Here is a 24,201-nt window from a genome sequence, read left to right as displayed (position 1 = left end):
CGGGCGCCGGGATGGGCAGGGCATGAAACTGGCGGCGGAACTGCAGGCGTTCTCGGCCCGGCTGGGGCATCAGTTTGCGCATCCCGAATATCTTCAGCGTGCGCTGACCCATGGCTCGATCGCCACGACGACCCGGCCCGACAACCAGCGGCTGGAGTTTCTGGGCGATCGCGTGCTGGGCCTGACCATTGCCGAGGCGCTGTTCAGCGCCGACCGCGAGGCCTCCGAAGGCCAGCTTGCGCCCCGCTTCAACTCTCTGGTGCGGGGCGAGGCCTGCGCCGAGATCGCCCGCCAGATCGGTCTGGGCGATGTGCTGAAACTGGGCCGATCCGAGATGATGTCGGGGGGGCGGCGCAAAGAGGCGCTGCTGGCCGACGCGATGGAGGCGGTGATCGCCGCCATCTATCTGGACGCGGGTTTTGACACGGCGCGCAAGGTCATCCGCACGCTTTGGGCGCAGAAGCTGGCCACGGTTGACGCCGATGCGCGCGACGCCAAGACCGCGCTTCAGGAATGGGCGCAGGCCAAGGGCATGCAGCCGCCGCGCTATGTCCAGACCGCCCGCAGCGGGCCCGACCACGCGCCCGAATTTGAAATCACCGTCCAGCTTGACGATGGCCGCAGCGCCGTCGCGCAAGGCAAGGGCACCAAACGCAGCATCGAGCAGGCCGCAGCTGCCGCCATGCTTGACCAGATCGAGGGCACTGAATGACCCAGACGCATGCAGGCTTCGTCGCCCTGATCGGAGAGCCGAACGCCGGCAAATCGACCCTGCTGAACCAGATGGTCGGGGCCAAGGTCTCGATCGTGACGCATAAGGTGCAGACGACGCGCGCCCGCATTCGCGGCATCGCGATGTATGGCGATGCCCAGATCGTCTTTGTCGACACGCCCGGCATCTTCCGCCCGCGCCGTCGTCTGGACCGCTCCATGGTGAAGGCTGCCTGGGGCGGCGCGGCGGATGCCGATGTCATCCTGCTGCTGATCGAGGCGCATCGCGGCCTGACCGATGGCGCCAAGGCCATCATCGAGCAGCTGCGCGAACATTCCGGCAAGACCCCTGTCGCGCTGGTCATCAACAAGATCGACCGCGTGAAGGCCGACAGGCTGCTGGCGCTCTCGCAGCAGGTCAACGAGATCTATGAGTTCAAGGCGACCTTCATGATCTCGGCCGAGAAGGGCTATGGCTGCGAGGATCTGCTGGACTGGCTGGCCGCCGAGGTGCCCGAAAGCCCCTGGCTTTACCCCGAAGATCAGGTGGCCGACCTGCCCATGCGCATGATCGCGGCGGAAATCACCCGCGAGAAGCTGACCCTGCGCCTGCATGAGGAAATTCCCTATCAGCTGACGGTCGAAACCGAGAAATGGGAAGAAAAGAAGGACGGCTCGGCCCGCGTCGACCAGATCGTCTATGTCGCGCGCCCCGGCCATAAGGGCATCGTCCTTGGCAAGGGCGGCGAGACGATCAAGGCCGTGGGACAGGCCGCGCGCGCGGAACTGGCCGAGTTCATGGGCCGCCCGGTCCATCTGTTCCTGCAGGTCAAGGTGCGCGAGAACTGGCTGGACGAGGCCGAGCGCTACAATGAGATGGGCCTTGATTTCAAGGATGGCGATGCCTGAGGCAAGGCTCGCGACCGGGATCTGGGTCTCGGCCTATCTCAAGCGCCTGCAGCTGGCCGACATCCCTGCGTATGTCACCCGCCACGGTGATGACACGGCGGGGGCGGTGCTGGTCAAATGCGCGACCCTGGACGGTCAGGCGACGCTCTGGCGGCGGGAATGGGACTTTGAAACCGACGCCCGCCCCTGGGTCGTGATCGAGACCGGCCCCGAGGCCCGGATTGACGCCCGCATCACCCGCGAAACCGGTTTCGACCCCGATCTTTGGGCGCTGGAAATCGAAAGCCGCAGCGGCAGGACGCTGCTTGATCAGGACGGGCTGGCCTGACCCCCGACAGACCCGGCAACGGGCTTGAATTTCCGGCGCAAAACCACCAAATCTTGTGTCTCTCCCGTGACATTCACCGCAGATCGCACTATAAGATGCCGGTCAAAGGCAGGATAAAATAATCATGACCGAAGCCACCCCGCAGCCGAACGAGTATGGCGCCGATTCCATCAAGGTTCTCAAGGGCCTGGAAGCCGTGCGCAAGCGTCCCGGCATGTATATCGGGGACACCGATGACGGCTCGGGCCTGCATCACATGGTCTATGAGGTCGTGGACAACGGCATCGACGAGGCGCTGGCCGGTCATGCCGACTTCGTCCATGTCAAGATTCACGCCGATTCCAGCGTCAGCGTGCGCGACAACGGCCGCGGCATCCCGGTCGACATGCACCCCAGCGAAGGCGTCTCGGCGGCCGAGGTCATCATGACCCAGCTGCACGCGGGCGGGAAGTTCGACCAGAACAGCTACAAGGTCTCGGGCGGTCTGCACGGGGTCGGCGTCTCGGTGGTGAACGCGCTCTCGGACTGGCTGGAGCTGCGCATCTGGCGCAACGGCAAGGAACATTACGTCCGCTTCGAACGCGGCGAGACGGTCGAGCATCTGCGCGTCGTCGGCGATGCCGCGCCCGGCGAAAAGGGGACCGAGGTCCGCTTTCTGGCGTCGACGCGCGAAGACGGCAAGGAAGGCACCTTCTCGAACCTCGATTACGTCTTCAAGACGCTGGAAAAGCGCCTGCGGGAGCTGGCCTTCCTGAACTCGGGCGTGCGCATCATTCTGGAAGACGACCGCCCGGCCGAGCCGCTGCGGACCGAGTTGCATTACGACGGCGGCGTGCAGGAATTCGTGCGCTATATCGACCAGTCGAAATCGCCGGTCCTGGCCGACCCGATCTTCATCACCGGAGAGCGCAACGGCATCGGCATCGAAGTCGCGATGTGGTGGAACGACAGCTATCACGAAACCGTCCTGCCCTTCACCAACAACATCCCGCAACGCGATGGCGGTACGCACCTTGCGGGCTTCCGGGGCGCGCTGACGCGGGTCATCAACAATTACGCCCAATCCTCGGGCGTGGCGCGCAAGGAAAAGGTCGAATTCACCGGCGACGACGCCCGCGAAGGCCTGACCTGCGTGCTGTCGGTCAAGGTGCCGGACCCGAAATTCTCCAGCCAGACCAAGGACAAGCTGGTCTCGTCCGAGGTGCGCCCCGCCGTCGAGGGGCTGGTGGGCGAGAAGCTGGCCGAATGGTTCGAGGAAAACCCGTCCGAGGCGAAATCCATCGTCGGCAAGATCGTTGAGGCGGCGCTCGCACGCGAAGCCGCCCGCAAGGCGCGCGAGCTGACGCGGCGCAAGACCGCGATGGACGTGGCCTCGCTGCCCGGCAAGCTGGCCGACTGTCAGGAAAAAGACCCGGCGCTGTCCGAACTCTTCATCGTCGAGGGTGACTCGGCCGGTGGTTCGGCCAAGCAGGGCCGCTCGCGCCAGAACCAGGCCGTACTGCCCCTGCGCGGCAAGATCCTGAACGTGGAACGCGCGCGGTTTGACCGCATGCTCTCCAGCGAACAGGTCGGCACGCTGATCACCGCGCTTGGCACCGGCATCGGCCGGGATGAATTCAATCTGGGCAAGCTGCGCTACCACAAGATCGTCATCATGACCGATGCCGACGTGGACGGCGCGCACATCCGGACGCTGCTGCTGACCTTCTTCTTCCGCCAGATGCCGGAACTGATCGAGGCGGGGCATCTTTATATCGCGCAGCCGCCGCTTTATAAGGTCAGCCGTGGCCGCTCCGAGGTCTATCTGAAGGACGAGGCCGCGCTGGAGGATTACCTGATCCAGCAGGGCATCGAGGGTGCGACGCTGCGTCTGGCCGATGGCCAGCACATCACCGGTGCCGATCTGGCCCGCGTGGTCGAAGAGGCTCGCTCGGTCCGCCGTATCCTGCGCGCCTATCCGACGCACTACCCGCCCCATATCACCGAACAGGTGGCCATCGCCGGCGCGCTGCTGCCCGGTCGCGTCGATGCGGATGCGCAGGGCGTGGCCGATGCGGTCGCGCTGCGGCTGGACCTGATCGCCGAGGAATATGAGCGCGGCTGGTCCGGGCGTCCCACGCAGGACGGCGGCATCCGCCTGTCCCGCCTGCTGCGCGGGGTCGAGGAAAGCCGCTCTCTGGACGGTCCGATGCTGCGCAGCGGCGAAAGCCGTCGTCTGGGCAGCATGACCGAGGCCCTGCAAGAGATCTATTCGAAGCCCGCGCATCTGATCCGCAAGGATCGCGACGTGCCGATCCATGGCCCGCTGAGCCTGCTCTCCGCCATCTTCCTTGAGGGCGAAAAGGGCCTCTCGCTGCAGCGCTACAAGGGTCTGGGCGAGATGAACCCCGAACAGCTTTGGGAAACCACGCTGGACCCGGCGGCACGCACGATGCTGCAAGTGCGAATCGAGGATGTCAGCGAGGCGGACGACATCTTCACCAAGCTGATGGGCGATGTCGTCGAACCGCGGCGCGATTTCATCCAGCAGAACGCGCTGAACGTCGAGCATCTTGATATCTAGGCCAAAATAACCGTCACGATTCCGCAATAAATCTGTCGCAACCTGCGGCAGATTGTTGCCCTTAGGTCGCGGTATTTCACTTTCATATCACCAGATGCACGGTCCTGTTGCAGTGCAGGTGTAAGACTCCCTATTTTGCACTCAACACGTGCGCGGCCTTTGGGCTGCGCCAGAAATTTAAGATGCGGAGAAGTTTTATGGCTATCCAGTATAAAAATCTCAAACTCGCCGCTGTTCTCGCGGCTCCTCTGGCTCTGGTTGCAGCCGGTGCCCAGGCTGGCGGCTTTGTGGCCCCCGTGGTCGAAAACCCGGTGCCGGTGGCCGAGCCCGCGCCGGTCGGTTCGTGGCAGGGCGGCTATGCCGGTCTGACGCTGGGCTATGCCTTTGGCGGCGACGACCGCGTCGGCATCTTCGAGAACGCGACCGAAGACTTCCTTGGCGATGCTGGCAAGCTGAAGCTGTCGGGCGCCAATGCGGGTCTGCGTCTGGGCTATCGCTGGCAGAAAGATCGCTGGGTCTTCGGTCCGGAACTGGGCTATGAAGCTGGCAGCATCAAGGATGACGTGACCGGTACCCTCGATGGAGTTACCTACGACACCTCGTCGAAGATCAAGAACGTCCTCGCGCTGCGCCTGAAGACCGGCTACGCGGTTCAGCCCGACCTGCTGGTCTACGGCATCGCCGGTGTGGCCCGTGCCGATGTCGAGTATGAACAGAACGGCGTCGACGAAGGCTACAAGAAGACCGGCTATATCGTCGGTCTGGGCGCTGAAAAGATGATCAACGATCGTTGGTCGGTCACCGGCGAATATGAATATGCGAACTTCGGCAAGGAAGACCGCGTCTATGGTCCGATCACGACCGAGGCGACCGCCGACTATCACAACGTCAAGCTGGGCCTGAACTTCAAGTTCTGATCCCTGCCGACATGAGCCTAGAAAGGGTCGCCTCTGGCGGCCCTTTTTTCATCTGCGTCGCCGTCCTGCCCCCGCCACGCCCAGCGGCAGCACGATCGCGCGCGTCCCGCAGGCAATCGCCAGCCCCTGCGGCACCAGCCGGTGCAGCGCCGGATCGTCATGCAGCAGCCCGCCGGTATAGGCCCCGAAGGCAGGCAACAGCAGGTGATCGCGCCCGAGGATGAAGGCGCGCCGCCGCTCTCCGGCCAGCCGCACGACCGGGTGGAAATGGCCCGAGATATCAGGCCCCTGCCCCAGCTCATGCCGCAGGGTGACAGGGCCAAAGTGCAGCTCCTCCAGCGACCGGCCACCCAATCCCTGCGGCGCCTGCGGATCATGGTTGCCGCCAATCCAGATCCAGTCGCGCCCATGCCCCAACTTGCCCAGCTTGGCCAGGACCTGCGGGTCCAGCGCCTCGCTCGCCGCCATGTCATCGAACCCGTCGCCAAGGCTGACCACCATCTCGGGCGACAGGGCCTGAACCTCGGCCTCAAGCCTCGACAGCGTCGCCAGCCCCTCATAGGGCGGCAACAGCGGGCCGCCACGCCGGGCCAGACGCTCGGATTTTCCAAGGTGCAGATCGGCCACCACCAGACAGCGCGCCGCCGCCAACCAGAGCGCACCGGACGGCCGCGCCTCCAGAGACAGCCCATAGAAATCAAACAGATAGCCCGTCACAAGAGCGCCTCCAACCCGGCCTCGCGCATCAGTTCTTCCGCCTCGATCCGGGCCAGCCGCTCGCGCCCCTCACCCCGGATCGGCACGCGCCCGACCTCCAGCAGCAGGGGCGCGGCCAGAGGCGAGACGCGGTCCAGCACCTGATGCGCCCGATGGGGAGAACGCGCCAGCATCTCCTCGATCCGGCCGAAATCGACTAGGCCGCGCCCCGCCTCCTCGGCGGTGATCCGCAACATCAGGTGTTCCGGGTCGTATTTGCGCAAGGTGTCATAAAGGATATCGCTGGAAAACGTCGCCTGCCGCCCCGACTTCCGCAACCCCGGCATATTGCGCTGGATCAGCCCGGCGACGGTGGCGACATTGCGAAACGTGCGCTTCATCACCGCATTCGAAGCCAGCCAGTCGCCTAGGCCCGCGCGCAGCCTCTCGATGTCCAGCAGAGGGTCGGGGTCCAGCACCGGATCAATGGACCAGACCAGCAGCGCATAATCGGTCGACAGAAACCCCAGCGGCCCCAGACCCTGCTCCTCCATCGCGCGCGTCAAAAGCAGGCCCAGTGTCTGCAAGGCGTTGCGTCCGGCAAAGCCGTAAAGCGCGAAATGCGACAGCCCTCCATGCGGGAAGGTTTCGCTCAGCAGCAGGTCCGGCTGCGGCAAAAGGCTGACCTCGGCCTGCAACGCCAGCCAGTCGCGCGTCTGCGCAGGCAGCAGATCGTGACGCTCGGGATGACCCACCAGCGCCAGCACCCGATGCGACAGCTGGGTCGAGGTCGCCAGCTTCACCCCTGAAAACACGGCAATCTTCGGGTTCGCGGTCGGCTGGGGCGTCACTTCGACCACCATCTCGCGCAGCGCGTCCATGCGCACGGTCCGGCCGCCAATCAAGAAACTGTCGCCCGGCTCAAGACTGGCGGCAAAGGATTCCTCGACCTCACCCAGCGGCGCGCCGCCCCGCCCGCGTAGGCGCACCTTCATCATCTCGGCCTCGACGATGGTGCCCACATTCATCCGCAGCAACTGGCTGGCCCGAGGATCGCGCAGCCGCCAAAACCCGTCGCGCTGCATCAACCGCTGCCAGCGATCATAGGCGCGCAGCGCATAGCCGCCAGTCGCGGCGAAATCCAGACAGGCATCGAAATCAGCGCGCGACAAAGCGCGATAGGGCCCGGCGGTCACCACCTCGGCATAAAGCCGGTCGGCATCAAAAGGCCCGGCGCAGGCGATCAGCAGAATATGCTGGCAGAGCACGTCCAGAGGCCCCGCCCCCCGAGGATCGCCGTCCAGATCGCGCGCGGCAACGGCCTCCAGCGCGGCCACGCATTCGATCTGTTCGAACCGGTTGGCCGCGACGATCCGCGCTTTCGAGGGCGCGTTATAGCGATGGTTCGCTCGCCCGATCCGCTGCACCAGCCGCTTGACGTTCTTGGGTGCGCCCACCTGGATCACCAGATCGACGGCGCCCCAGTCGATCCCCAGATCCAGACTTCCTGTCGCCACCACGGCGCGCAACTCGCCCGCCGCCATCGCCGCTTCGACCTTGACGCGCTGCTCATGCGCAAGGCTGCCGTGATGCAGCCCGATGGGCAGGTTGTCGTCATTCGCGGCCCACAGGGCCTGAAAGAACAGCTCGGCCTGGGCGCGGGTGTTGATGAAGACAATCGTCGTATTCGCCCCCCGGATCGCCTCAAGCACCTCCGGCACGGCATAATGCCCGCCCCCGCCCGACCAGGGCGGAGGCCGCGCGGTCGCCAGCATCGCAATATCAGGCTCCGGCCCCGGATCGGCCTCGACAATCCGAACCGGAGCCGCCCCTGCCATGAAATTCGCCAGCGCCACCGGGTCCTCGACCGTCGCCGACAGCCCCGTCACCCGCAACTCCGGCGCCATCTGCCGCAGCCGCGCCAGCCCCAGCATCAGTTGATCGCCACGCTTGCTCTCGGCCAAAGCATGCAACTCGTCCAGCACCACACGGCGCAGCCCGCCAAAGATCGCCGGTGCCTCGGGATAGCTCAGCATCAAGGCCAAACTCTCGGGCGTCGTCAGCAATATCTCGGGCGGATCGACGCGCTGTCGCCGCCGCCGCGCCTGATTGGTGTCGCCGGTCCGGTCCTCAACCCGGATCCCCAACCCCAGCTCAGCCACCGGACGCGCCAGATTGCGCCCGATATCCGCCGTCAGCGCCTTCAGGGGCGAGACATAAAGCGTATGCACCCCCCGCGCCCGGCTTTCTCCGTTGTCCAAATACCCATCCTGCAAGGCAGACAATTCGACCAGTGAGGGTAAAAACCCCGCCAGCGTCTTGCCACCCCCAGTAGGCGCGACCAGCAGGCTGTCGCCCTCTGCCTCCAGCAACGCCAGCTGATGCGGATGCGGTTGCCAGCCCTGCCGCGTGAACCAGCCCATCAGCTTCGGCGGCAGGCTCACAGCAAAGCCTCCAGCGCCGCCAGCCGGTCGGCCTCGGCTGCAGGCTTGTCCCAGCGGATCCGGCTGATGCGGGGAAAGCGCATCGCCACGCCCGAACGGTGCCGGGTCGAGCGGTTGAGCCCCTCGAACGCCACCTCGACCACCAGCTTGGGGGCCAGAGACCGCACCGGGCCAAACCGCTCGACGGTATTGGCACGCACGAAACGGTCCAGCTCGCGCAGCTCGGCATCGGTGAAGCCGAAATAGGCCTTGCCCACCGGCACCAGCGCCTCACCATCCCAGAGGCCAAAGGTGAAATCCGAATGAAAGCCCGAGCGTTTGCCATGCCCGCGCTGCGCATACATCAGCACCGCATCAACCACCATCGGATCGCGCTTCCACTTGAACCAAGGACCGCGCGGCCGCCCCGAGACATAGGGCGCATCGCGCAGCTTGATCATCACCCCCTCGATCACCGCCTCGGGAGGGTCGGCGCGCAAGGCGGCCAGCGCGTCCCAATCGTCAAAGGGCAGAAGCGGCGACAGATCGATGCGGCCGCCGGGAAACTCGGCCGCCTCCAGCACCTGCCGCCGGGCAGTCAAGGGGCGGTCGCGCAGATCCTCGCCCTGCCAGATCAGCACATCGTAAAGCCGCAGCCCTGCCGGATGGCTCGACAGCAGCGCGCGCCCCACCGTCTTGCGGTTCAGCCGCTTCTGCAGATCACCGAAGGGGGCGACCCCGCCCTCCCGGCGCACGACCAGTTCCCCGTCGACGGCACCGTCGAATTCCATCGCCGCGATCACATCGGGAAATGCGCCCGAGATATCCTCGCCCGTGCGCGAATAAAGCCGCCTCTGGCCCCGGTCGCTGACCGCCTGAACGCGAATGCCGTCCCATTTCCATTCGGCCAGATAGCGCGCCGGGTCCAGCGCGCGCAGTTCCTCAATATCGGTGGGCGTCGACAGCATCACCGGCCGGAACGGCGCCAGAGCGGCGCTTTCCGGACGCGCCCCCCCGCCGATCCAGTCGAACAAGGGCTGATAGGGCGGCGTCAGCCCATGCCAGATCTCTTCGATCTCGGGCACGGTCGGCACGCCCATCTGCGCCAGCGCCATCCGCGCCATCCGGGCCGAAAGCCCGACACGCAGATTGCCGGTGGCAAGCTTCAGGAAGGCCAGCCGTTCCGAAGGGTGCAGCCGGTCCAGCATCGCGGCAATGGCCGCCGGAAGCTGCGCCTTTCCGGTCCCTTGCAGCAACGCAACCGCCTGCGACAGCGACGGCTCGGCGTTTGGCAACCCGCCCTGCCCCGGCCAGATCAGCGCGATGGTTTCGGCCAGATCGCCCACGAAATCATAGCTCAGCGCGAACAGCTGCTCATCCACCCGCTCGCCCGCCAGAGTGCGCAAAAGGCCGGGCGTCACGCGGCGCAGATCGAGGTCTCCGGTCATCGCCGCCAGCGCCCAGCCGCGATCCGGATCGGGTGTCGCCTCAAGGTAATGCGTCAGCAGCCGCAGCTTGGCATTGCGGGCCGGGGTGAAGGCCAGACGCTCCAGCAGGACGGCAAAACGCTTCATTCCGCCTCATCCTCATAGCCGACCAGCCGCAGCGGGCGCGCGGGCATCCCTTGCAGCTCGCACCAGCGCATGACGCCGTCCTCGGCCCCATGGGTGATCCAGACCTCGGACGGGGCCAGTTCGGTCAGCGTGCCGGTCAGCTGCCCCCAGTCGACGTGATCGCTGATGACCAGCGGAAGCTCGGTCGCGCGTTGCCGGGCCCGCGCCCTGACGGCCATCCACCCCGAGGCATAGGCCTGCACCGGATCGCGGAAGCGCTGCGCCCAGGGCGTGTCGACGGCCCCAGGCGGGGCCAGCACCAGCTGCGCGGGCACCTCATCGGCGGTGGCGGGAATCAGCGTGCCAAGGGCGATTCCACGGGCCGCGTAATAGTCGCAGATCCGCTGCATCGCGCCATGGATCGCGATGGGCGCGTCATGGCCCGCCGCGCGCAAGAGCGCGATCAGATGCTGCGCCTTGCCCAGCGAATAGGCGCTGACCAGATGCGGACGCTCGGGGAATTCGGCCATGCTGGCCAGCAGGCGCTGCATCTCCTCCATCGGATCGGGGAAGTGAAAGACCGGCAGGCCAAAGGTGGCCTCGGTCACGAAGACCTCGCAATCGACGGGCTGAAAGGGCGTGCAGGTGGGGTTCGGCGCGCGGGAATAGTCGCCCGAGACGACGATGCGCGGCCCTGCTTTCGGCGTCACCCGGATCTGCGCCGAGCCAAGGATATGCCCGGCCGGGAAGAACTCGACAGTGACATCGCCGATGGTCAGGGGGCCGGTAGCCTCTTGCGTCTCGGCCGCGAAATCCTCGCCCATGCGGATCGCCATGATGTCCAGCGTCTCACGCGTGGCCAGCACGGCCTGATGCCCGGCGCGGGCGTGGTCGCTATGGGCATGGGTGATCAGCGCGCGCGCGACCGGGCGCACCGGGTCGATGTGAAACCCGCCCGACGGGCAGTAGAGCCCGGCCTCGGTGGGGAAAAGGATGGTCTCGGCGCGCATGGTTCGAATAAAAGGAACATTTCGTGAAAATCAACCGGGCACAGACAGCGGACGCCCCTCGAAGATGGTCTCCATCGAGAAAACGCCCGTCACGCGTTCCAGATCCAGATCGGCGATCAGACGCTTGTAGACCGCGTCATAGCCCGCCATCCCGGTGGTCACGACCTTGGCCATATAATCCCATTCGCCGCCAATCCGGTGGAACTCGGTCACCTCGGGCAGGGATTCCACGCGGGCGCGGAAGCGACGCGCCCAGCTGTCATCATGGTGGCGCGTGCGGATCATCACAAAGACCGTCAGCTCCAGCCCCAGGGCGGCCGCGTCGATCTGTGCCCGGCTGCCTTTCAGGATGCCTGCCTCGGTCAGGCGGCTGAGCCTGCGCCAGCAGGCGTTCTGCGACAGACCGACCCGTTCGGCCAGCTCACGTTGCGAGAGGCTGGCATCCTTTTGCAGAAACCCCAGAATACGGTTGTCGATTTCATCCATTTTTCTACCATATCAGATCATATGATCGAATAATACGCGATATTAGCAATAGATAGACAATGATTCCTCACCCTTGACGGGTCATTCTTGGCGAAACCAGGAAAGGATCACCGATGAGCGCGTTTCAATCATTTCTGGATCGTCTGGGCGATGACGCATTGGCCTCGGTGCAGGCCGGGCTGATCGGGCATGATGCGGTGATCCAGGGGCCGTTCGGGCCGCGCCGGATGATCTATGCCGATTACGTCGCCTCGGGGCGGGCACTGCGGCAGGTCGAGGAATGGATCATGGCCGAGGTCCTGCCTTGGTACGCCAACAGCCATACCGAGGCCAGCCATTGCGGCGGCATGATGACCCGCCTGCGCCGCGCCGCGCGGCAGGCGATCCGCGACTGCTGCCACGCCACGGGCGATCACGCGGTGATCTTCACTGGCTCGGGTGCGACGGCGGGGCTGAACCGGCTGGTGCATCTGCTGGCGGTCGGCCCCGGCACGACGGTGCTGATCGGCCCCTATGAGCATCACTCGAACATCCTGCCCTGGCGCGAAAGCGGCGCGACCGTGATCGAGATCCCCGAGGCGGCCACGGGTGGCCCCGATATGGCGGCGCTGGACGAGGCGCTAGCGGGTGCCGAAGGGCCGGTCGTTGGCGCGTTTTCGGCGGCCTCGAACGTCACCGGGATCCTCTGCGATGTGGCGGCGGTCACCGCGCGGCTGAAGGCGGCGGGGGCGAAGGTCATCTGGGACTATGCGGGCGGGGCGCCCTATCTGCCGATTGATCTGGGCCTTGGCATGGATGCGGTCGTTCTGTCGCCCCACAAGTTCATCGGCGGGCCGGGCGCCTCGGGCGTGATGATCCTGCGCCGCGACGCCGTGATGACGCAGGTGCCGACGCTGCCGGGGGGCGGGACCGTCCGCTTCGTCTCGCCCGAGGGGCATGATTACGCCACCAATGTCGAGGCGCGCGAGGAAGGCGGCACGCCCAATGTGCTGGGCGACATCCGCGCCGCGCTGGCGCTGCTGCTGAAGGATCGCGTCGGTCAGGACCGCATCTCGGCCCGGCATGAGGCGTGGCTGCACCGCGGGATGACTCGCCTGAAGGCGCATCCGCGCATCGAGCTTCTGGGCAACACCGACTGCCCGCGCCTGCCGATCCTGTCCCTGCGCATCCGCGACGGGCATGGCGGATATATTCACCAGCAGTTGATAACGCGGATGCTGTCGGATCTGCATGGCGTGCAGGCGCGCGGCGGCTGTGCCTGCGCCGGCCCCTATGTTCACCGCCTGCTGGGCCTTGGCCCGAAGCAGTCGCAACAGCTGCGCGCCGCCATTCTGGCCGGGGAAGAGATCCAGAAGCCGGGCTTCGTGCGCCTGAACCTGTGCTGGGCCGCCGATCAGGCCGAAATCGACGCGATCCTGAATGCCGTCTGCGATCTGGCCGACCGCGCCCCGGCCTATCTGCAGCACTATCACTGCGATCAGGCGACGGCGATCTTTACCCCGCTCGCCGCCGAATAGGGGCTTACTGCGGCTTCGTCTCGGGGGCCGCTGTCGTCGCGGTCTGCGGCGTCGGGATGCGGGCGATCTGCACCATCAGGATGCCGACGGCGACGATGGCCGCGCCCACCACATCCGACAGGCCGAAGCGTTCGTTCAGCAGAAGCGCCGCGATGATGACGCCGAAGAGCGGCGACAGGAAGTGGAAGGTCGCCGCCCGCACCGCGCCGATGCGCCCGACCAGCAAAAACCAGATCCAGGTGGCGACGATGCCGGGCACGATGACCGTGTAGAGGAAGGCCCAAACCAGCGTCCAGCTCCAATGGATGGGCTGGCCCCATTCCAGCCATGCGGCAGGCAGCAGCAGCGCCAGCGAGCCGATGGCCATCTGCAGCCCCACGATCATCATCATGTTGCGGCTGCCCCCTGCCCCGCGCGAGGCCAGCGTCGCCAGCGCCAGCGCCACCGCGCCAAACAGGCACAGCATGGTCCCGAACACGTCGAGCCCGTGGTTCAGCCGCACGCCCATGATGATGCAGACGCCGACGCCGCCCGCGATCAGCCCGACGACCGCCATCGGGCGCAGCTTCTCGCCCATGGCCGCCCAGCCCAACAGCGCCACCAGAAGCGGCATCATCGAGGCGATGATCGAGGCGGCTGAGGCCTCGACCGTCTGCATGCCGACCCAGTTGAGGCCCAGATAAAGGGCGTTCTGGCAGATGCCGAAGATCACCACCGTTCGCCATTCGGCACGGTTCAATTTCCAGCTTTGCCCCATCATCCGCGCCAGCAGGATCGCCAGCACGGCCGAAAGCGCAAAGCGGATCAGCAGCGCCATCAGAGGCGGCGCGGCCTGCACGATCACCCGGGTCGAGGTGAAGGCCGAGGCCCAGAAGAAGGCAAAACCGATGCCCATGGCGATGGATTTGAGATCCACGATTTTTCCTTTCGACTCGGGTCGCGGCACGTTCAGGGACAAGCAATGCCTGCGCGCGTCAGAAATGAAAAGGCCGCACCCGGACGGGTACGGCCATGTCGTGTTCTGCAGGATGCAGGATCAGCCGTTGACGCTGTCTTTCAGCGCTTTCGCGATCGTCACCTTGACCACCTTGTCGGCAGGCTTGGTCATCATTTCCTGGGTCTGCGGGTTGCGGACCTGACGCTCGGGGCGTGCGCGGCAAGCAACTTTGCCGATGCCCGGCAGCGTGACTGCACCACCCTCGGCGACCGTGCGCGCCACGACGTTCGACAGCGCGTCCAGCGCTGCGGTCGCGGTTTTCTTGTCGCTGCCCATTTCTTCGGCCAGAGTGGCAACCAGTTGGGTTTTGGTCATCGGTTTGGTGTTGGCCATGGCCATATTCTGTCTCCTCGTTGTCCCTTAGGGGAAATTCTGGGCGCCACCTTGGCGGCATGAATATCGCTACACAAGCTTTTTGAACCGTTTTCAAGCGATTTCCTGTGGAAATCCTCAAAGAACGCAGCGAAATGCGGGCCTCCGCCTAAAGGAAGGCCGTTTCATTGAACGAACGCAGCTTGCGTGAGTGGATCCGGTCCAGTGGCGTGTCGCGCAGCTTCTCCATGGCGCGAATCCCTATCAGCAGGTGGTTCGCGACCTGAGTGCGGTAAAAATCGGTCGCCATGCCGGGCAGCTTCAGCTCTCCGTGCAGGGGCTTGTCCGACACGCAGAGCAGCGTTCCATAGGGCACGCGGAAGCGGAAGCCGTTCGCGGCAATGGTCGCGCTTTCCATGTCCAGCGCCACCGCGCGCGATTGCGACAGCCGCTGCACGGGGCCCGAGTTGTCGCGCAGCTCCCAGTTGCGGTTGTCGATGGTCGCCACCGTGCCGGTCCGCATGATGCGCTTCAGCTCATAGCCCTCCAGCTCGGTGACCTCGGCCACGGCCTCTTGCAGGGCGACCTGCACCTCGGCCAGCGCGGGGATCGGCACCCAGACCGGCAGGTCGGCGTCCAGCACGTGATCTTCGCGCAAATACGCATGCGCCAGAACGAAATCGCCCAGCGACTGGCTGTTGCGCAGCCCCGCGCAATGGCCGACCATCAGCCAGGCATGCGGGCGCAGCACGGCGATATGGTCGGTCGCGGTCTTGGCGTTCGACGGGCCGACGCCGATGTTGACCAGCGTGATCCCGTCGCCATCCGCGCGCTTGAGGTGATAGGCGGGCATCTGCGGGGTCTTGGCCCCCGTGACCAGCACATCCTCGGGGCGTTCCAGCACCTGATTGCCCGGCCCGACGAAGCCGATGTAATCCGAGTTCGGATCGGCCAGCGCGCGCCGCGCGAAGGCCTCGAACTCATCGACGTAGAACTGATAGTTCGTGAACATCACGAAATTCTGGAAATGCTCGGGCAGGGTCGCGGTGTAATGCGCCAGCCGCGCCAGCGAGTAGTCGACGCGCTGCGCGGTGAAGGGTGCCAGCGGGTGGCTACCGTCGGGGTTCGTTTCGGCTGTGCCGTTCACGATGTCATCATTCGTCGTCGCCAGATCCGGCACGTCAAAGACATCCCGCAGCGAGAAGTTCAGCACGCCCTCTTGCGGGACGTTCAGGTCGCTTTGGGTGGCGACGGCGAAATGCACGGGCATGGGCGTTTCGCTGTATTCGACGACGACCGGGACGTTGTGATTGCGCATCAACAGCTCGATCTGTTCTGTCAGATAGCCGCGAAACAGGTCGGGCCGGGTCACCGTGGTCGAATAGGTGCCGGGCAGCGCCACATGACCGAAGGCCAGACGCGAATCCGTCTTGGAATGCTGCGTCGTGGTCAGCCGCAGCTCGGGGTAGAAGGCGCGGTAGCGGGCGGCCGGAGGCTCGCCATGCAGGACCTTCAGGAAATTCTCCAGCAGAAAGCTGGTCGCGATCTCGTAAAGCTCGATCAGCCGGTTCACCGCTGCCGCGGGATTATCGAACTGCTGGCGTGCGACCGGATCGGGCGTCCGGATCGGCAGTCGGCCAATATCTTTGCTCATCAGGCTCTCCAATAGCGGCTGCGATGACTGTGCCAGCGTCGCAGGGGGGTGGCAAGCAAGGACACCGATCCCTATCTGATGACAAAAGCAAGGACCGGTCGCGATGCAAATTTCGATACTTGATCTGGCAGTGGTTGCCGAAGGCGCGGACGCACGGCAGGCGATCGCCAATGCCGTCTTGATGGCCCAGAAGGCCGAGGAATGGGGTTATCACCGCTTCTGGCTGGCCGAGCACCACAACATGGTGGGCATCGCGAGCGCCGCGACCTCGGTGCTGATCAACCATGTCGCGGACCATACCGGCACGATCCGCGTGGGCGCGGGGGGCGTGATGCTGCCCAATCATGCGCCGCTGGCCATTGCCGAGCAGTTCGGGACGCTGGCCACCATCCATGGCGACCGCATCGATCTTGGCCTTGGCCGCGCGCCGGGCGGAGACGGGGCTGTCATGCACGCCCTGCGCCGCAACATGCAGCGCAACGACGATTTCCCGAATGATGTGGTGGAACTGCTGCGCTATCTGGGCCCCGCCCGACCCGGCGCGGCGGTCGAGGCGCATCCGGGTCAGGGCACCAATGTCCCGGTCTGGATCCTCGGCTCGTCGCTTTACGGCGCAAGCCTGGCTGCCGCCCTGGGCCTGCCCTATTCCTTCGCCAGCCACTTCGCCCCGTTCGAGCTGGACGAGGCGCTGCGCATCTATCGCGAACGCTTCCAGCCGACCGAGTTCGGGCAGGCCCCGCGCTTCATGCTGGCGGTGAACGTGGTCGTCGCCGACACCGATGAGGAGGCGCAATTCCTGCGCAGCAGCCAGCAGCAATCCTTCGCGCGCCTGCGCACCGGTCAGCCCGGCAAGCTGCCGCCGCCCGTGCGCGATCTGGAAGAGGTGATCCCGGTGCGCATCCGCCCGACGGTCGATGCCTCGCTCAGCGTCAGCGCGGTCGGCGCGCCCGACACCGTGAAGGCCGAGCTGGACCGCCTGATCGCCCGCCATCGCCCCGATGAGCTGATCCTTGTGGGCAATATCTACGATCAGGAGGCCCGGCAACGCTCGTTCCAGATGGCCGCCGAGATCCTGAAGGGCTGATGATGACAGGGCGCATGCTGGTTCTGGGCCATGGCTATACGGCCGGATATCTGACCCCGCTGCTGCTGGCGCAGGGCTGGCAGGTGACGGGCACCACGCGCGAATGCGTCGAGAGGGTGCGCGCCACCGGGGCCACGCCCCTGCGCTGGCCGGGGCAGGAAGATGCCGTGCGTCAGGCGATGGCCGAGGCCGATGCGATCCTGATCTCGATTGCGCCTGATGAGGGCGATCCGGTGCTGGCAACCTTCACGGATGATCTGGCGAAGTCCAAGGCCGGCTGGATCGGCTATCTGTCGACGACCGCCGTCTATGGCGATCATCAGGGCGGCTGGGTCGATGAAACCACCCCCCTGACACCTGCGACGAAGCGCGGCGAACAGCGCGTCCGGGCCGAGCGCGACTGGCGCGAGCTGGCAGATCAGCACGGCCTGCCCCTGCATATCTTCCGCCTTGCGGGCATCTATGGGCCGGGGCGCGGGCCTTTTGCCAAGCTGCGCTCGGGTCAGGCGCGGCGGATCGTGAAGCCCGGCCAGATCTTTTCGCGCGCGCATGTCGAGGATATCGCGCAGGTCCTGCTGGCCTCGATCCGGCAGCCGAAGCCCGGCGCGGTCTATAACGTCTGCGACGACGATCCGGTGCCCCCGGAAGAGGTCATCGGCCATGCCGCCGAACTTGCGGGCCTACCCCTGCCCCCGGTCGAGGATTACCAGACCGCGCCCATGACCCCGATGGCGCGGTCCTTCTATGCGGAAAGCAAGCGCGTCTCGAACCGGCGGATCAAGTCAGAGCTGGGCGTGCGCCTGCTTTATCCCGATTATCGCGCCGGTCTGGCCGCGCTGGCCGCCGCCGAGGGGGTCTAGGCCCCCTTAGCGCGGCGCGATCGAGCAGCAGCCCGTCAGCATGCGCGAAGACGTGCCGCTGCCGTCAAGGATCAGCGTGCCGCTGAGCCCGAAGCTGCGATCCGACATCCCGTCCGAGCATGCGGCAGGCTGGATCACCGCCGTCAGCCGCCCCGCCCCGTCGCCCGCGATCAGCGCGCGCATCCGGTCGCCCTCGAATCCGCGATCCAGCGTGGTGCGCAGCGTCAGGGCGCGGTCGCCCGCGTCGGGCTGCGACAGGACAAGGCCGCCGTCCTTCTGGCGCAGCGACCAGAAAGGCTCGGTCCCCGAGCAGGACAAAGTCTCGGGCAGGCGCCCATGCACCCAGACTGTCGGGCGCGCCTTGATGAACCGGGTCGAGACCCAGCCCGCCTGCTCGCCCATGTTCACCTGCGCCCATTTGCCCGAAGGATCCAGCGCCAGCACCTCCAGCCCGCGGGCATCGGGGGGCAGCTCACCCAGAACCGAGGCCTTCGCATCCGGCGACGCGCGCACATTCAGCACGTCATTCGCAGCCACGCCCGAGACGTCGTAAAGATCGGGCAGCGACTGCGCGCTTGCCCCCAGAGGCAGCAGCGACAGGGCCAGGGCAAACAGGCAGGGACGCAGCATGGTTCTTCCTTTCATGCGGTAATTCCAAAGATGACGCCGACGGCCCAGGTGATCGCCATGGCGGCCGAGCCCCAGCAAATCACCCGCAGGACCGCGCGGCGAACGGGCGCGCCACCGGCCCGCGCGCCGACCGCGCCCAAAAGCGCCAGCGCGATCAGCGTGACCACCAGCACGGACGCGATCAGCATGCCCTCGGGCGCAAAGATCGCCGCCAGCAGGGGCAGCGCGCCCGCCGCCGTGAAAGTCACGCCCGAGGCGACCGCCGCCTGCAGCGGGCGGGCCGACAGCTCATCGGTCAGGCCCAGTTCATCGCGCAGATGCGCGCCAAGGGCGTCATGTTCGGTCAGCTCCACCGCCACCAGCCGGGCGGTATCGGGCGCAAGACCGCGCGCCTCGTAAATGGCGATCAGCTCTTCCAGCTCGATCTCGGGGTCGGCATGCAGCGCCCGGCGTTCGCGGTGGATGTCCGCGCGCTCGATATCCGCCTGGGACGAGACCGAGACATATTCCCCCGCCGCCATCGACATGGCCCCGGCCACCAGCCCGGCCACGCCCGCGATCAGCACGGCCTGCGGGCCGGGATCGGCCGCCGCAACCCCCGCGATCAGCGAGCCGATCGAGACGATGCCGTCATTCGCCCCCAGCACCGCCGCGCGAAGCCAGCCCGAACGGCTGATGTAATGCGGATCATCCGGATGCGCTTCCGGGTGGGTGTTGAGGGTCATGGCCCCCTCCGTTCTGGTTCGGTCAGGCTTGGTTGCTGGTCGTCAGTACGACGGGCGCGGATTCGCTTCGCGGCGAACTTGGCTGCAGGGGCCGATGATCGCAAGGCTCAGCGGCGCGCTTCTGTCAGCATTTTGATCGCGAGCCCGGCCAGAACCGTGCCCATCAGCCAGCGCTGGACCAGTGCCCAGCCCGGACGGCGGGCCAGAAACACCGCAATCGAGCCCGCCGAGATCGCGATCAGCGCATTGATCGTCACGCTGATGACGATCTGGACCGTCCCCAGCGTCAGCGACTGCATCAGGATCGAGCCATGGCCGGGCGTGATGAACTGCGGCAGCAGCGACAGATACATCGCGGCGATCTTGGGGTTCAGCAGATTGGTCAGAAAGCCCATCAGGAACAGCTTGCGCGGACCGTCAGGCGGCAGATCCCGCACCGCGAAGGGCGAGCGCCCGCCAGGCCGCACCGCCTGCCATGCCATCCACAGAAGATAAGCCGCGCCTGCGATGCGGATCGCGTCATAGGCATAGGGCACGGCCAGCACCAGCGCCGTCAGCCCGAAGGCCGCGCAAAGCATGTAGAAGACGAACCCGAGCGCCACCCCGCCCAGCGAGATCAGCCCCGCCATGCGCCCCTGACAGATCGAACGCGAGACCAGATAGATCATGTTCGGCCCGGGCGTCAGCACCATGCCGACCGCGATCAGCGCGAATGCGATCAGATTGCCGGTCTCGGGCATGGCGACCTCGGGGTTGGGATGATGGCGGAACGCTACGCCCGCAACGAGGCAGCGTAAAGATAGGGCGCCGTGACGCGGGCGATGTTACGCCCGCATGTCCCCGATCTGCGCCACGCCCAGCACCTCCAGCACCTTCGCCTCGATATCCGGGGCGTTCATGCGGGCGTCGCGGTACATGGCCTCGGCGCTGGCATGGTCGATGAACGTATCGGGCAGGACCATCTGGCGGAAGCGCAGGCCGTGGTCGAAGACGCCCTCATCCGACAGAAGCTGGGCGACAAGGCTGCCGAAGCCGCCGACCGAGCCCTCTTCAATGGTGATCAGCGCCTCATGCGTCGCGGCCAGCTGCAGGATCATCTGCCGGTCAAGCGGTTTGGCGAAGCGGGCATCGACCACGGTCGGCGTGACGCCGCGCGCGGCCAGCGCCTCACGTGCGCGCATGACCTCCAAGAGGCGGGTGCCGAAGGACAGGATCGCGACGCGCTTGCCCTCGGCGATCATGCGAGCCTTGCCGATCTCCAGTGGCTCGCCGCGTTCGGGCATGTCGACGCCGGTGCCCTCGCCGCGCGGATAGCGGAAGGCAATCGGGCCTTCGTCATGCGCGGCGGCAGTGGCGACCATATGGACCAGCTCGGCCTCATCCGCGGCGGCCATGACGACCATGCCGGGCAGGTTCGCAAGGAAGGCGATGTCATAGGCACCCGCATGGGTCGCGCCATCGGCGCCGACCAGCCCCGCGCGGTCGATGGCGAAGCGCACCGGCAGACGCTGGATCGCGACGTCATGGACGACCTGATCATAGCCGCGCTGCAGGAAGGTCGAATAGAGCGCGCAGAAGGGCTTCATCCCCCCCGCCGCAAGCCCTGCGGCGAAGGTCACGGCATGCTGCTCGGCAATGCCGACGTCAAAGCAGCGGCGCGGGAAGCGTTCGGCGAAGAGGTTCAGGCCGGTGCCATCGGGCATGGCGGCGGTCACGGCGACGATCTTGTCGTCGCGCCCCGCCTCATCCACCAGCGCGCGGGCGAAGACTGAGGTATAGCTGGGCGCGTTCGATTTCGCCTTGGCCTGCGTGCCGGTCGCGACGTCGAACTTGGCAGTGGCGTGGCCCTTGTCGAGCGCACGCTCGGCCGGGGCATAGCCCTTGCCCTTCTTGGTCACCGCATGGATCAGCACCGGGCCGGTCGCCCGCGTCTTGACCGTGCGCAGAAGCGACAGAAGCTGGTCCAGATCATGCCCGTCGACCGGGCCGATGTAGGAAAAGCCCAGCTCTTCGAACAAGGTCCCGCCGACGGCCATGCCCTTCAGCATGTCGCGGGCGCGTTTCGCGCCTTCCTGCATGGGCGAGGGCAGCAGGCTGACCGCGCCCTTGGCGGCGGCCTTCAGTTCCTGAAACGGGCCGCGCGTGTAAAGCCGGGTCAGATAGCTGGAGAACGCCCCGGTCGGCGGCGCAATCGACATTTCATTGTCGTTCAGCACGACAATCATGCGCTTGCCCAGATGGCCCGCGTTGTTCATCGCCTCAAACGCCATGCCCGCGCTCATCGCGCCATCGCCGATCACGGCAATCGCATCGCCCGGATCGCCGCCCAACTCGCGCGCCATGGCAAAGCCCAAAGCCGCGCTGATCGAGGTCGAGCTGTGCCCGGCCCCGAACGGGTCAAACGGACTTTCCGAGCGTTTGGTGAAGCCCGACAGGCCGTTCTCCATCCGCAGGGTGCGGATGCGGTCGCGGCGGCCGGTCAAAATCTTGTGTGGATAGCACTGATGGCCGACATCCCAGATGATCTTGTCGCGCGGCGTGTCGAACACCGCGTGCAGGGCGACCGTCAATTCGACGACGCCAAGACCCGCACCCAGATGCCCGCCGGTCACCGAAACCGCGCTGATGGTTTCGGCGCGAAGCTCATCCGCCAGCTGCCGCAGCTCACGATCGCTGAGCGATTTCAGGTCAGACGGCAGTTGCACCCGGTCAAGGATCGGGGTCAGCGGACGGTCGGCGGCAGGTGTATCGGACAATGGCTTGCCCCTCTGTTGCGGGCGGGCTTCAGGCGTCCCGCTCGATAACGAAACGCGCAAGCTGCTGCAAGTTTCCTGCGTCCTCACCATAACCTTCCAACGCGGCCTCGGCGCTGCGGGACAGCTTGCGGGCCTTCTCGCGCGCGCCCTCAAGCCCCAGCAGCGAGACGAAGGTGGCCTTGCCGGCCTCGACATCCTTGCCGACGCGCTTGCCGGCCAGATCCTCGTCGCCGGTCACGTCCAGTACGTCATCGGTGATCTGGAAGGCCAGGCCCAGATGACGGGCGTAATCCTGCATCGCGGCGGGGTCCTCGCCCGCCATGATCGCACCTGCCATGGCCGAGAACTGGATCAGCGCGCCGGTCTTGGCGTTCTGCAGCCGCTTGATGGCGACGATGTCCAAAGGCTCGACGGCGGTTTCGGCGGCGATGTCCATGGCCTGCCCCCAGACCATCCCCCGCGCGCCCACCGCCTCCGAGAAGGCGCGCAGCAGATCGACCCGCACCTCGGCCGAGCCGATGGCGTCATCGGCCAAAAGGCCGAAGGCCAGCGCCTGAAGCGCGTCACCCGCCAGAATGGCGGTCGCATCGGACCACTGGATATGCACGGTCGGCAGACCGCGCCGCAGATCGTCGTTGTCCATCGCGGGCAGGTCGTCATGGACAAGGCTATAGGCGTGCAGCGCCTCAACCGCGACGGCGACCGGCAGGGCCGCGTCATCGCTGATGCCGTGCAGGCGGGCCGATTCTATCACCAGAAAGGCGCGCACCCGCTTGCCGCCGATACAGGCATAGCGCATCGCATCGGCCACATCGCTGTCAGGCAACGACGCCATAGCGGCTTCCAGCGCCTGCGAGACCAGCGCCTTCACCTCATCAAAGCGCTCCTGCATCACAGGCCCTCGACCGGAACCGTGCCATTGGGCTGGCCATTGGCGGCCAGCGTGATTTTCTCGACCCGCTCTTCGGCGCGCTTGAGCACCTCATCGCAATGAGCGCGCAGGGCGGCGCCGCGTTCGTAAAGCTTGATCGAATCCTCAAGGGTGGCGTCGCCATGCTCAAGCTTGCTGACGGTGGCCTCTAGCTCTTTCATCGCGTCCTCAAAGGACATCTTGCTGATCTCGGTCATGCCGCCGTCTCCCTCAATGCTTCGACATGGGCACGCGCGCTGCGACCCAGGGCGGCAAGATCATATCCCCCTTCCAGCGCCGATACCACCGGCGCCGAACATGTCAGCGCGGCGTCGCAGATCATCCGGGTGATGGCGGTGAAATCGCTCTCCTGCCAGTTCAGCGAGGCCAGCGGATCATCGGCATGGGCGTCGAATCCGGCCGAAATCAGAACCAGTTGCGGGCGGAACGCCTCGACCTGACCGCAGATGCGCCGCCAGGCGGCACGCGCCTCGGCCCCGCCACTTTCGGGGGCCAGCGGCACGTTCATGATCTGCCCATGCGCGCCGGTCTCATCCATGCGGCCCGTGCCGGGATAAAGCGGCATCTGGTGAGTCGAGGCAAAGAAGGCGCGCTTTTCATCCCAGAGCAGGTCTTGCGTGCCATTGCCGTGATGGACGTCGAAATCCAGCACGGCCACGCGGTCCAGCCCGTGATGGTCCAGCGCCCGCTTGGCCGCAATCGCGACCGAGCCGAAGATGCAAAAGCCCATGGGCTTGGCGCGCTCGGCATGGTGGCCCGGCGGGCGCATCGCGACAAAGGCATTGGGCGCCTGCCCCGCCAGCACCGCATCGACCGCATCATTGACCGCGCCGACGGCATGCAGCGCCGCATCAAGGCTTTCCGGCCCCAGATGCGTGTCGCTGTCCAGCATCGTCCAGCCGCTTTCCGGCACACGCGCGCGCAGGCTTTCCAGATAAGAGGCCGGGTGGCAGCGCAGGATTTCGGAATCCTCGGCCATGGTGGCCTCGCGCCAGTCCAGATCAAGGCCCTTGAGGGCGTTCAGCACGGATTCCAGACGCGCCACCTGTTCGGGGTGGCCGGGGGGCGTGACATGGTCAAAGCCCGAGGGATGAGTGAATAGCAAGGTCATGACGGCAGGCTAGGCCCGCATCCGGCAG

General features: G+C 66.1%; 23 protein-coding genes. 8 read left to right on the top strand and 15 right to left on the bottom strand.

Features of this window, described 5'->3' with window-relative positions:
* The first annotated feature begins 22 nt into the window (after positions 1 to 22).
* The 5 genes from rnc to IQ24_RS16060 all read left to right on the top strand — a co-directional run bounded on the left by rnc (position 23) and on the right by IQ24_RS16060 (position 5,428).
* Positions 23 to 712, top strand: coding sequence for a ribonuclease III (rnc, locus tag IQ24_RS16080; protein WP_145399308.1), 690 nt, complete (start codon positions 23 to 25; stop codon positions 710 to 712).
* Positions 709 to 1,620, top strand: coding sequence for a GTPase Era (gene era, locus IQ24_RS16075; protein WP_145399307.1), 912 nt, complete (start codon positions 709 to 711; stop codon positions 1,618 to 1,620). Before rnc ends, era begins: the two co-directional genes overlap by 4 nt.
* Positions 1,613 to 1,948, top strand: coding sequence for a DUF1491 family protein (locus IQ24_RS16070; protein WP_145399306.1), 336 nt, complete (start codon positions 1,613 to 1,615; stop codon positions 1,946 to 1,948). The genes era and IQ24_RS16070 overlap by 8 nt, the downstream gene beginning before the upstream one ends.
* 124 nt (positions 1,949 to 2,072) lie before the next feature.
* Entirely contained in the window at positions 2,073 to 4,511 is a 2,439-nt protein-coding gene (gene gyrB, locus IQ24_RS16065; protein ID WP_145399305.1) for a DNA topoisomerase (ATP-hydrolyzing) subunit B, read from the top strand.
* A gap of 197 nt (positions 4,512 to 4,708) precedes the next feature.
* On the top strand, positions 4,709 to 5,428 hold the full coding sequence (locus tag IQ24_RS16060) for an outer membrane protein (RefSeq protein WP_145399304.1): 720 nt from the start codon (positions 4,709 to 4,711) through the stop codon (positions 5,426 to 5,428).
* A 48-nt stretch (positions 5,429 to 5,476) separates the two neighbouring features.
* On the opposite strand, the gene pdeM is transcribed toward IQ24_RS16060, so the two are convergent.
* From pdeM to IQ24_RS16035, 5 genes are read right to left on the bottom strand one after another with little or no spacing between them, the layout of a single operon-like run.
* Positions 5,477 to 6,145, bottom strand: a complete 669-nt coding sequence (gene pdeM, locus IQ24_RS16055) for a ligase-associated DNA damage response endonuclease PdeM (RefSeq protein ID WP_145399303.1) — start codon at positions 6,143 to 6,145, stop codon at positions 5,477 to 5,479.
* Complete coding sequence (locus IQ24_RS16050; protein ID WP_145399400.1) at positions 6,142 to 8,547, bottom strand: ligase-associated DNA damage response DEXH box helicase; 2,406 nt, start codon at positions 8,545 to 8,547, stop codon at positions 6,142 to 6,144. The genes pdeM and IQ24_RS16050 overlap by 4 nt, the downstream gene beginning before the upstream one ends.
* Before the next feature lie 17 nt (positions 8,548 to 8,564).
* The gene (locus IQ24_RS16045) at positions 8,565 to 10,121 is read right to left on the bottom strand and encodes a cisplatin damage response ATP-dependent DNA ligase (protein WP_145399302.1); all 1,557 of its coding nucleotides are present in this window, start codon (positions 10,119 to 10,121) and stop codon (positions 8,565 to 8,567) included.
* Positions 10,118 to 11,110, bottom strand: a complete 993-nt coding sequence (locus IQ24_RS16040; RefSeq protein ID WP_145399301.1) for a ligase-associated DNA damage response exonuclease — start codon at positions 11,108 to 11,110, stop codon at positions 10,118 to 10,120. Before IQ24_RS16040 ends, IQ24_RS16045 begins: the two co-directional genes overlap by 4 nt.
* A 30-nt stretch (positions 11,111 to 11,140) precedes the next feature.
* On the bottom strand, positions 11,141 to 11,596 hold the full coding sequence (locus tag IQ24_RS16035) for an Lrp/AsnC family transcriptional regulator (protein WP_145399300.1): 456 nt from the start codon (positions 11,594 to 11,596) through the stop codon (positions 11,141 to 11,143).
* A gap of 113 nt (positions 11,597 to 11,709) precedes the next feature.
* Between IQ24_RS16035 and IQ24_RS16030 the strand changes: the two genes are divergently transcribed.
* A complete protein-coding gene (locus tag IQ24_RS16030; protein ID WP_145399299.1) occupies positions 11,710 to 13,113 on the top strand; it encodes an aminotransferase class V-fold PLP-dependent enzyme in 1,404 nt (467 codons plus the stop codon).
* 4 nt (positions 13,114 to 13,117) lie between these two features.
* On the opposite strand, the gene IQ24_RS16025 is transcribed toward IQ24_RS16030, so the two are convergent.
* The 3 genes from IQ24_RS16025 to IQ24_RS16015 form a co-directional block, all read right to left on the bottom strand.
* On the bottom strand, positions 13,118 to 14,029 hold the full coding sequence (locus tag IQ24_RS16025) for a DMT family transporter (RefSeq protein ID WP_145399298.1): 912 nt from the start codon (positions 14,027 to 14,029) through the stop codon (positions 13,118 to 13,120).
* A gap of 120 nt (positions 14,030 to 14,149) precedes the next feature.
* Positions 14,150 to 14,449 (bottom strand): HU family DNA-binding protein, encoded by a 300-nt coding sequence (locus tag IQ24_RS16020; protein WP_145399297.1) that lies wholly within the window; start codon positions 14,447 to 14,449, stop codon positions 14,150 to 14,152.
* Positions 14,450 to 14,591: 142 nt separating this feature from the next.
* Positions 14,592 to 16,076, bottom strand: coding sequence for an AMP nucleosidase (locus IQ24_RS16015; RefSeq protein WP_145399296.1), 1,485 nt, complete (start codon positions 16,074 to 16,076; stop codon positions 14,592 to 14,594).
* Positions 16,077 to 16,179: 103 nt separating this feature from the next.
* Between IQ24_RS16015 and IQ24_RS16010 the strand changes: the two genes are divergently transcribed.
* Together IQ24_RS16010 and IQ24_RS16005 are read left to right on the top strand one after the other, a co-directional pair.
* Positions 16,180 to 17,160, top strand: coding sequence for an LLM class flavin-dependent oxidoreductase (locus tag IQ24_RS16010; protein ID WP_145399295.1), 981 nt, complete (start codon positions 16,180 to 16,182; stop codon positions 17,158 to 17,160).
* A 2-nt stretch (positions 17,161 to 17,162) separates the two neighbouring features.
* Complete coding sequence (locus tag IQ24_RS16005; protein ID WP_199756615.1) at positions 17,163 to 18,020, top strand: SDR family oxidoreductase; 858 nt, start codon at positions 17,163 to 17,165, stop codon at positions 18,018 to 18,020.
* A gap of 6 nt (positions 18,021 to 18,026) precedes the next feature.
* On the opposite strand, the gene IQ24_RS16000 is transcribed toward IQ24_RS16005, so the two are convergent.
* The 7 genes from IQ24_RS16000 to IQ24_RS15970 form a co-directional block, all read right to left on the bottom strand.
* Positions 18,027 to 18,650: a COG3650 family protein gene (locus IQ24_RS16000; protein ID WP_145399293.1), complete on the bottom strand. Its 624-nt coding sequence runs from the start codon at positions 18,648 to 18,650 to the stop codon at positions 18,027 to 18,029.
* 11 nt (positions 18,651 to 18,661) lie between these two features.
* On the bottom strand, positions 18,662 to 19,375 hold the full coding sequence (locus tag IQ24_RS15995) for a VIT1/CCC1 transporter family protein (protein WP_145399292.1): 714 nt from the start codon (positions 19,373 to 19,375) through the stop codon (positions 18,662 to 18,664).
* A gap of 107 nt (positions 19,376 to 19,482) precedes the next feature.
* Complete coding sequence (locus IQ24_RS15990; protein WP_145399291.1) at positions 19,483 to 20,115, bottom strand: LysE family translocator; 633 nt, start codon at positions 20,113 to 20,115, stop codon at positions 19,483 to 19,485.
* Positions 20,116 to 20,199: 84 nt separating this feature from the next.
* The gene (dxs, locus tag IQ24_RS15985) at positions 20,200 to 22,221 is read right to left on the bottom strand and encodes a 1-deoxy-D-xylulose-5-phosphate synthase (RefSeq protein WP_422386285.1); all 2,022 of its coding nucleotides are present in this window, start codon (positions 22,219 to 22,221) and stop codon (positions 20,200 to 20,202) included.
* A complete protein-coding gene (locus tag IQ24_RS15980) occupies positions 22,160 to 23,023 on the bottom strand; it encodes a polyprenyl synthetase family protein (protein WP_145399289.1) in 864 nt (287 codons plus the stop codon). The genes dxs and IQ24_RS15980 overlap by 62 nt, the downstream gene beginning before the upstream one ends.
* The gene (locus tag IQ24_RS15975; protein ID WP_145399288.1) at positions 23,023 to 23,259 is read right to left on the bottom strand and encodes an exodeoxyribonuclease VII small subunit; all 237 of its coding nucleotides are present in this window, start codon (positions 23,257 to 23,259) and stop codon (positions 23,023 to 23,025) included. The genes IQ24_RS15980 and IQ24_RS15975 overlap by 1 nt, the downstream gene beginning before the upstream one ends.
* The gene (locus IQ24_RS15970) at positions 23,256 to 24,173 is read right to left on the bottom strand and encodes a histone deacetylase family protein (protein WP_145399287.1); all 918 of its coding nucleotides are present in this window, start codon (positions 24,171 to 24,173) and stop codon (positions 23,256 to 23,258) included. Before IQ24_RS15970 ends, IQ24_RS15975 begins: the two co-directional genes overlap by 4 nt.
* Between the last annotated feature and the right edge of the window lie 28 nt (positions 24,174 to 24,201).

This window comes from Paracoccus sulfuroxidans (genome assembly GCF_007830335.1).
GTDB lineage: Bacteria > Pseudomonadota > Alphaproteobacteria > Rhodobacterales > Rhodobacteraceae > Paracoccus > Paracoccus sulfuroxidans.
This window is presented reverse-complemented; position numbering and strand designations above follow the sequence as displayed.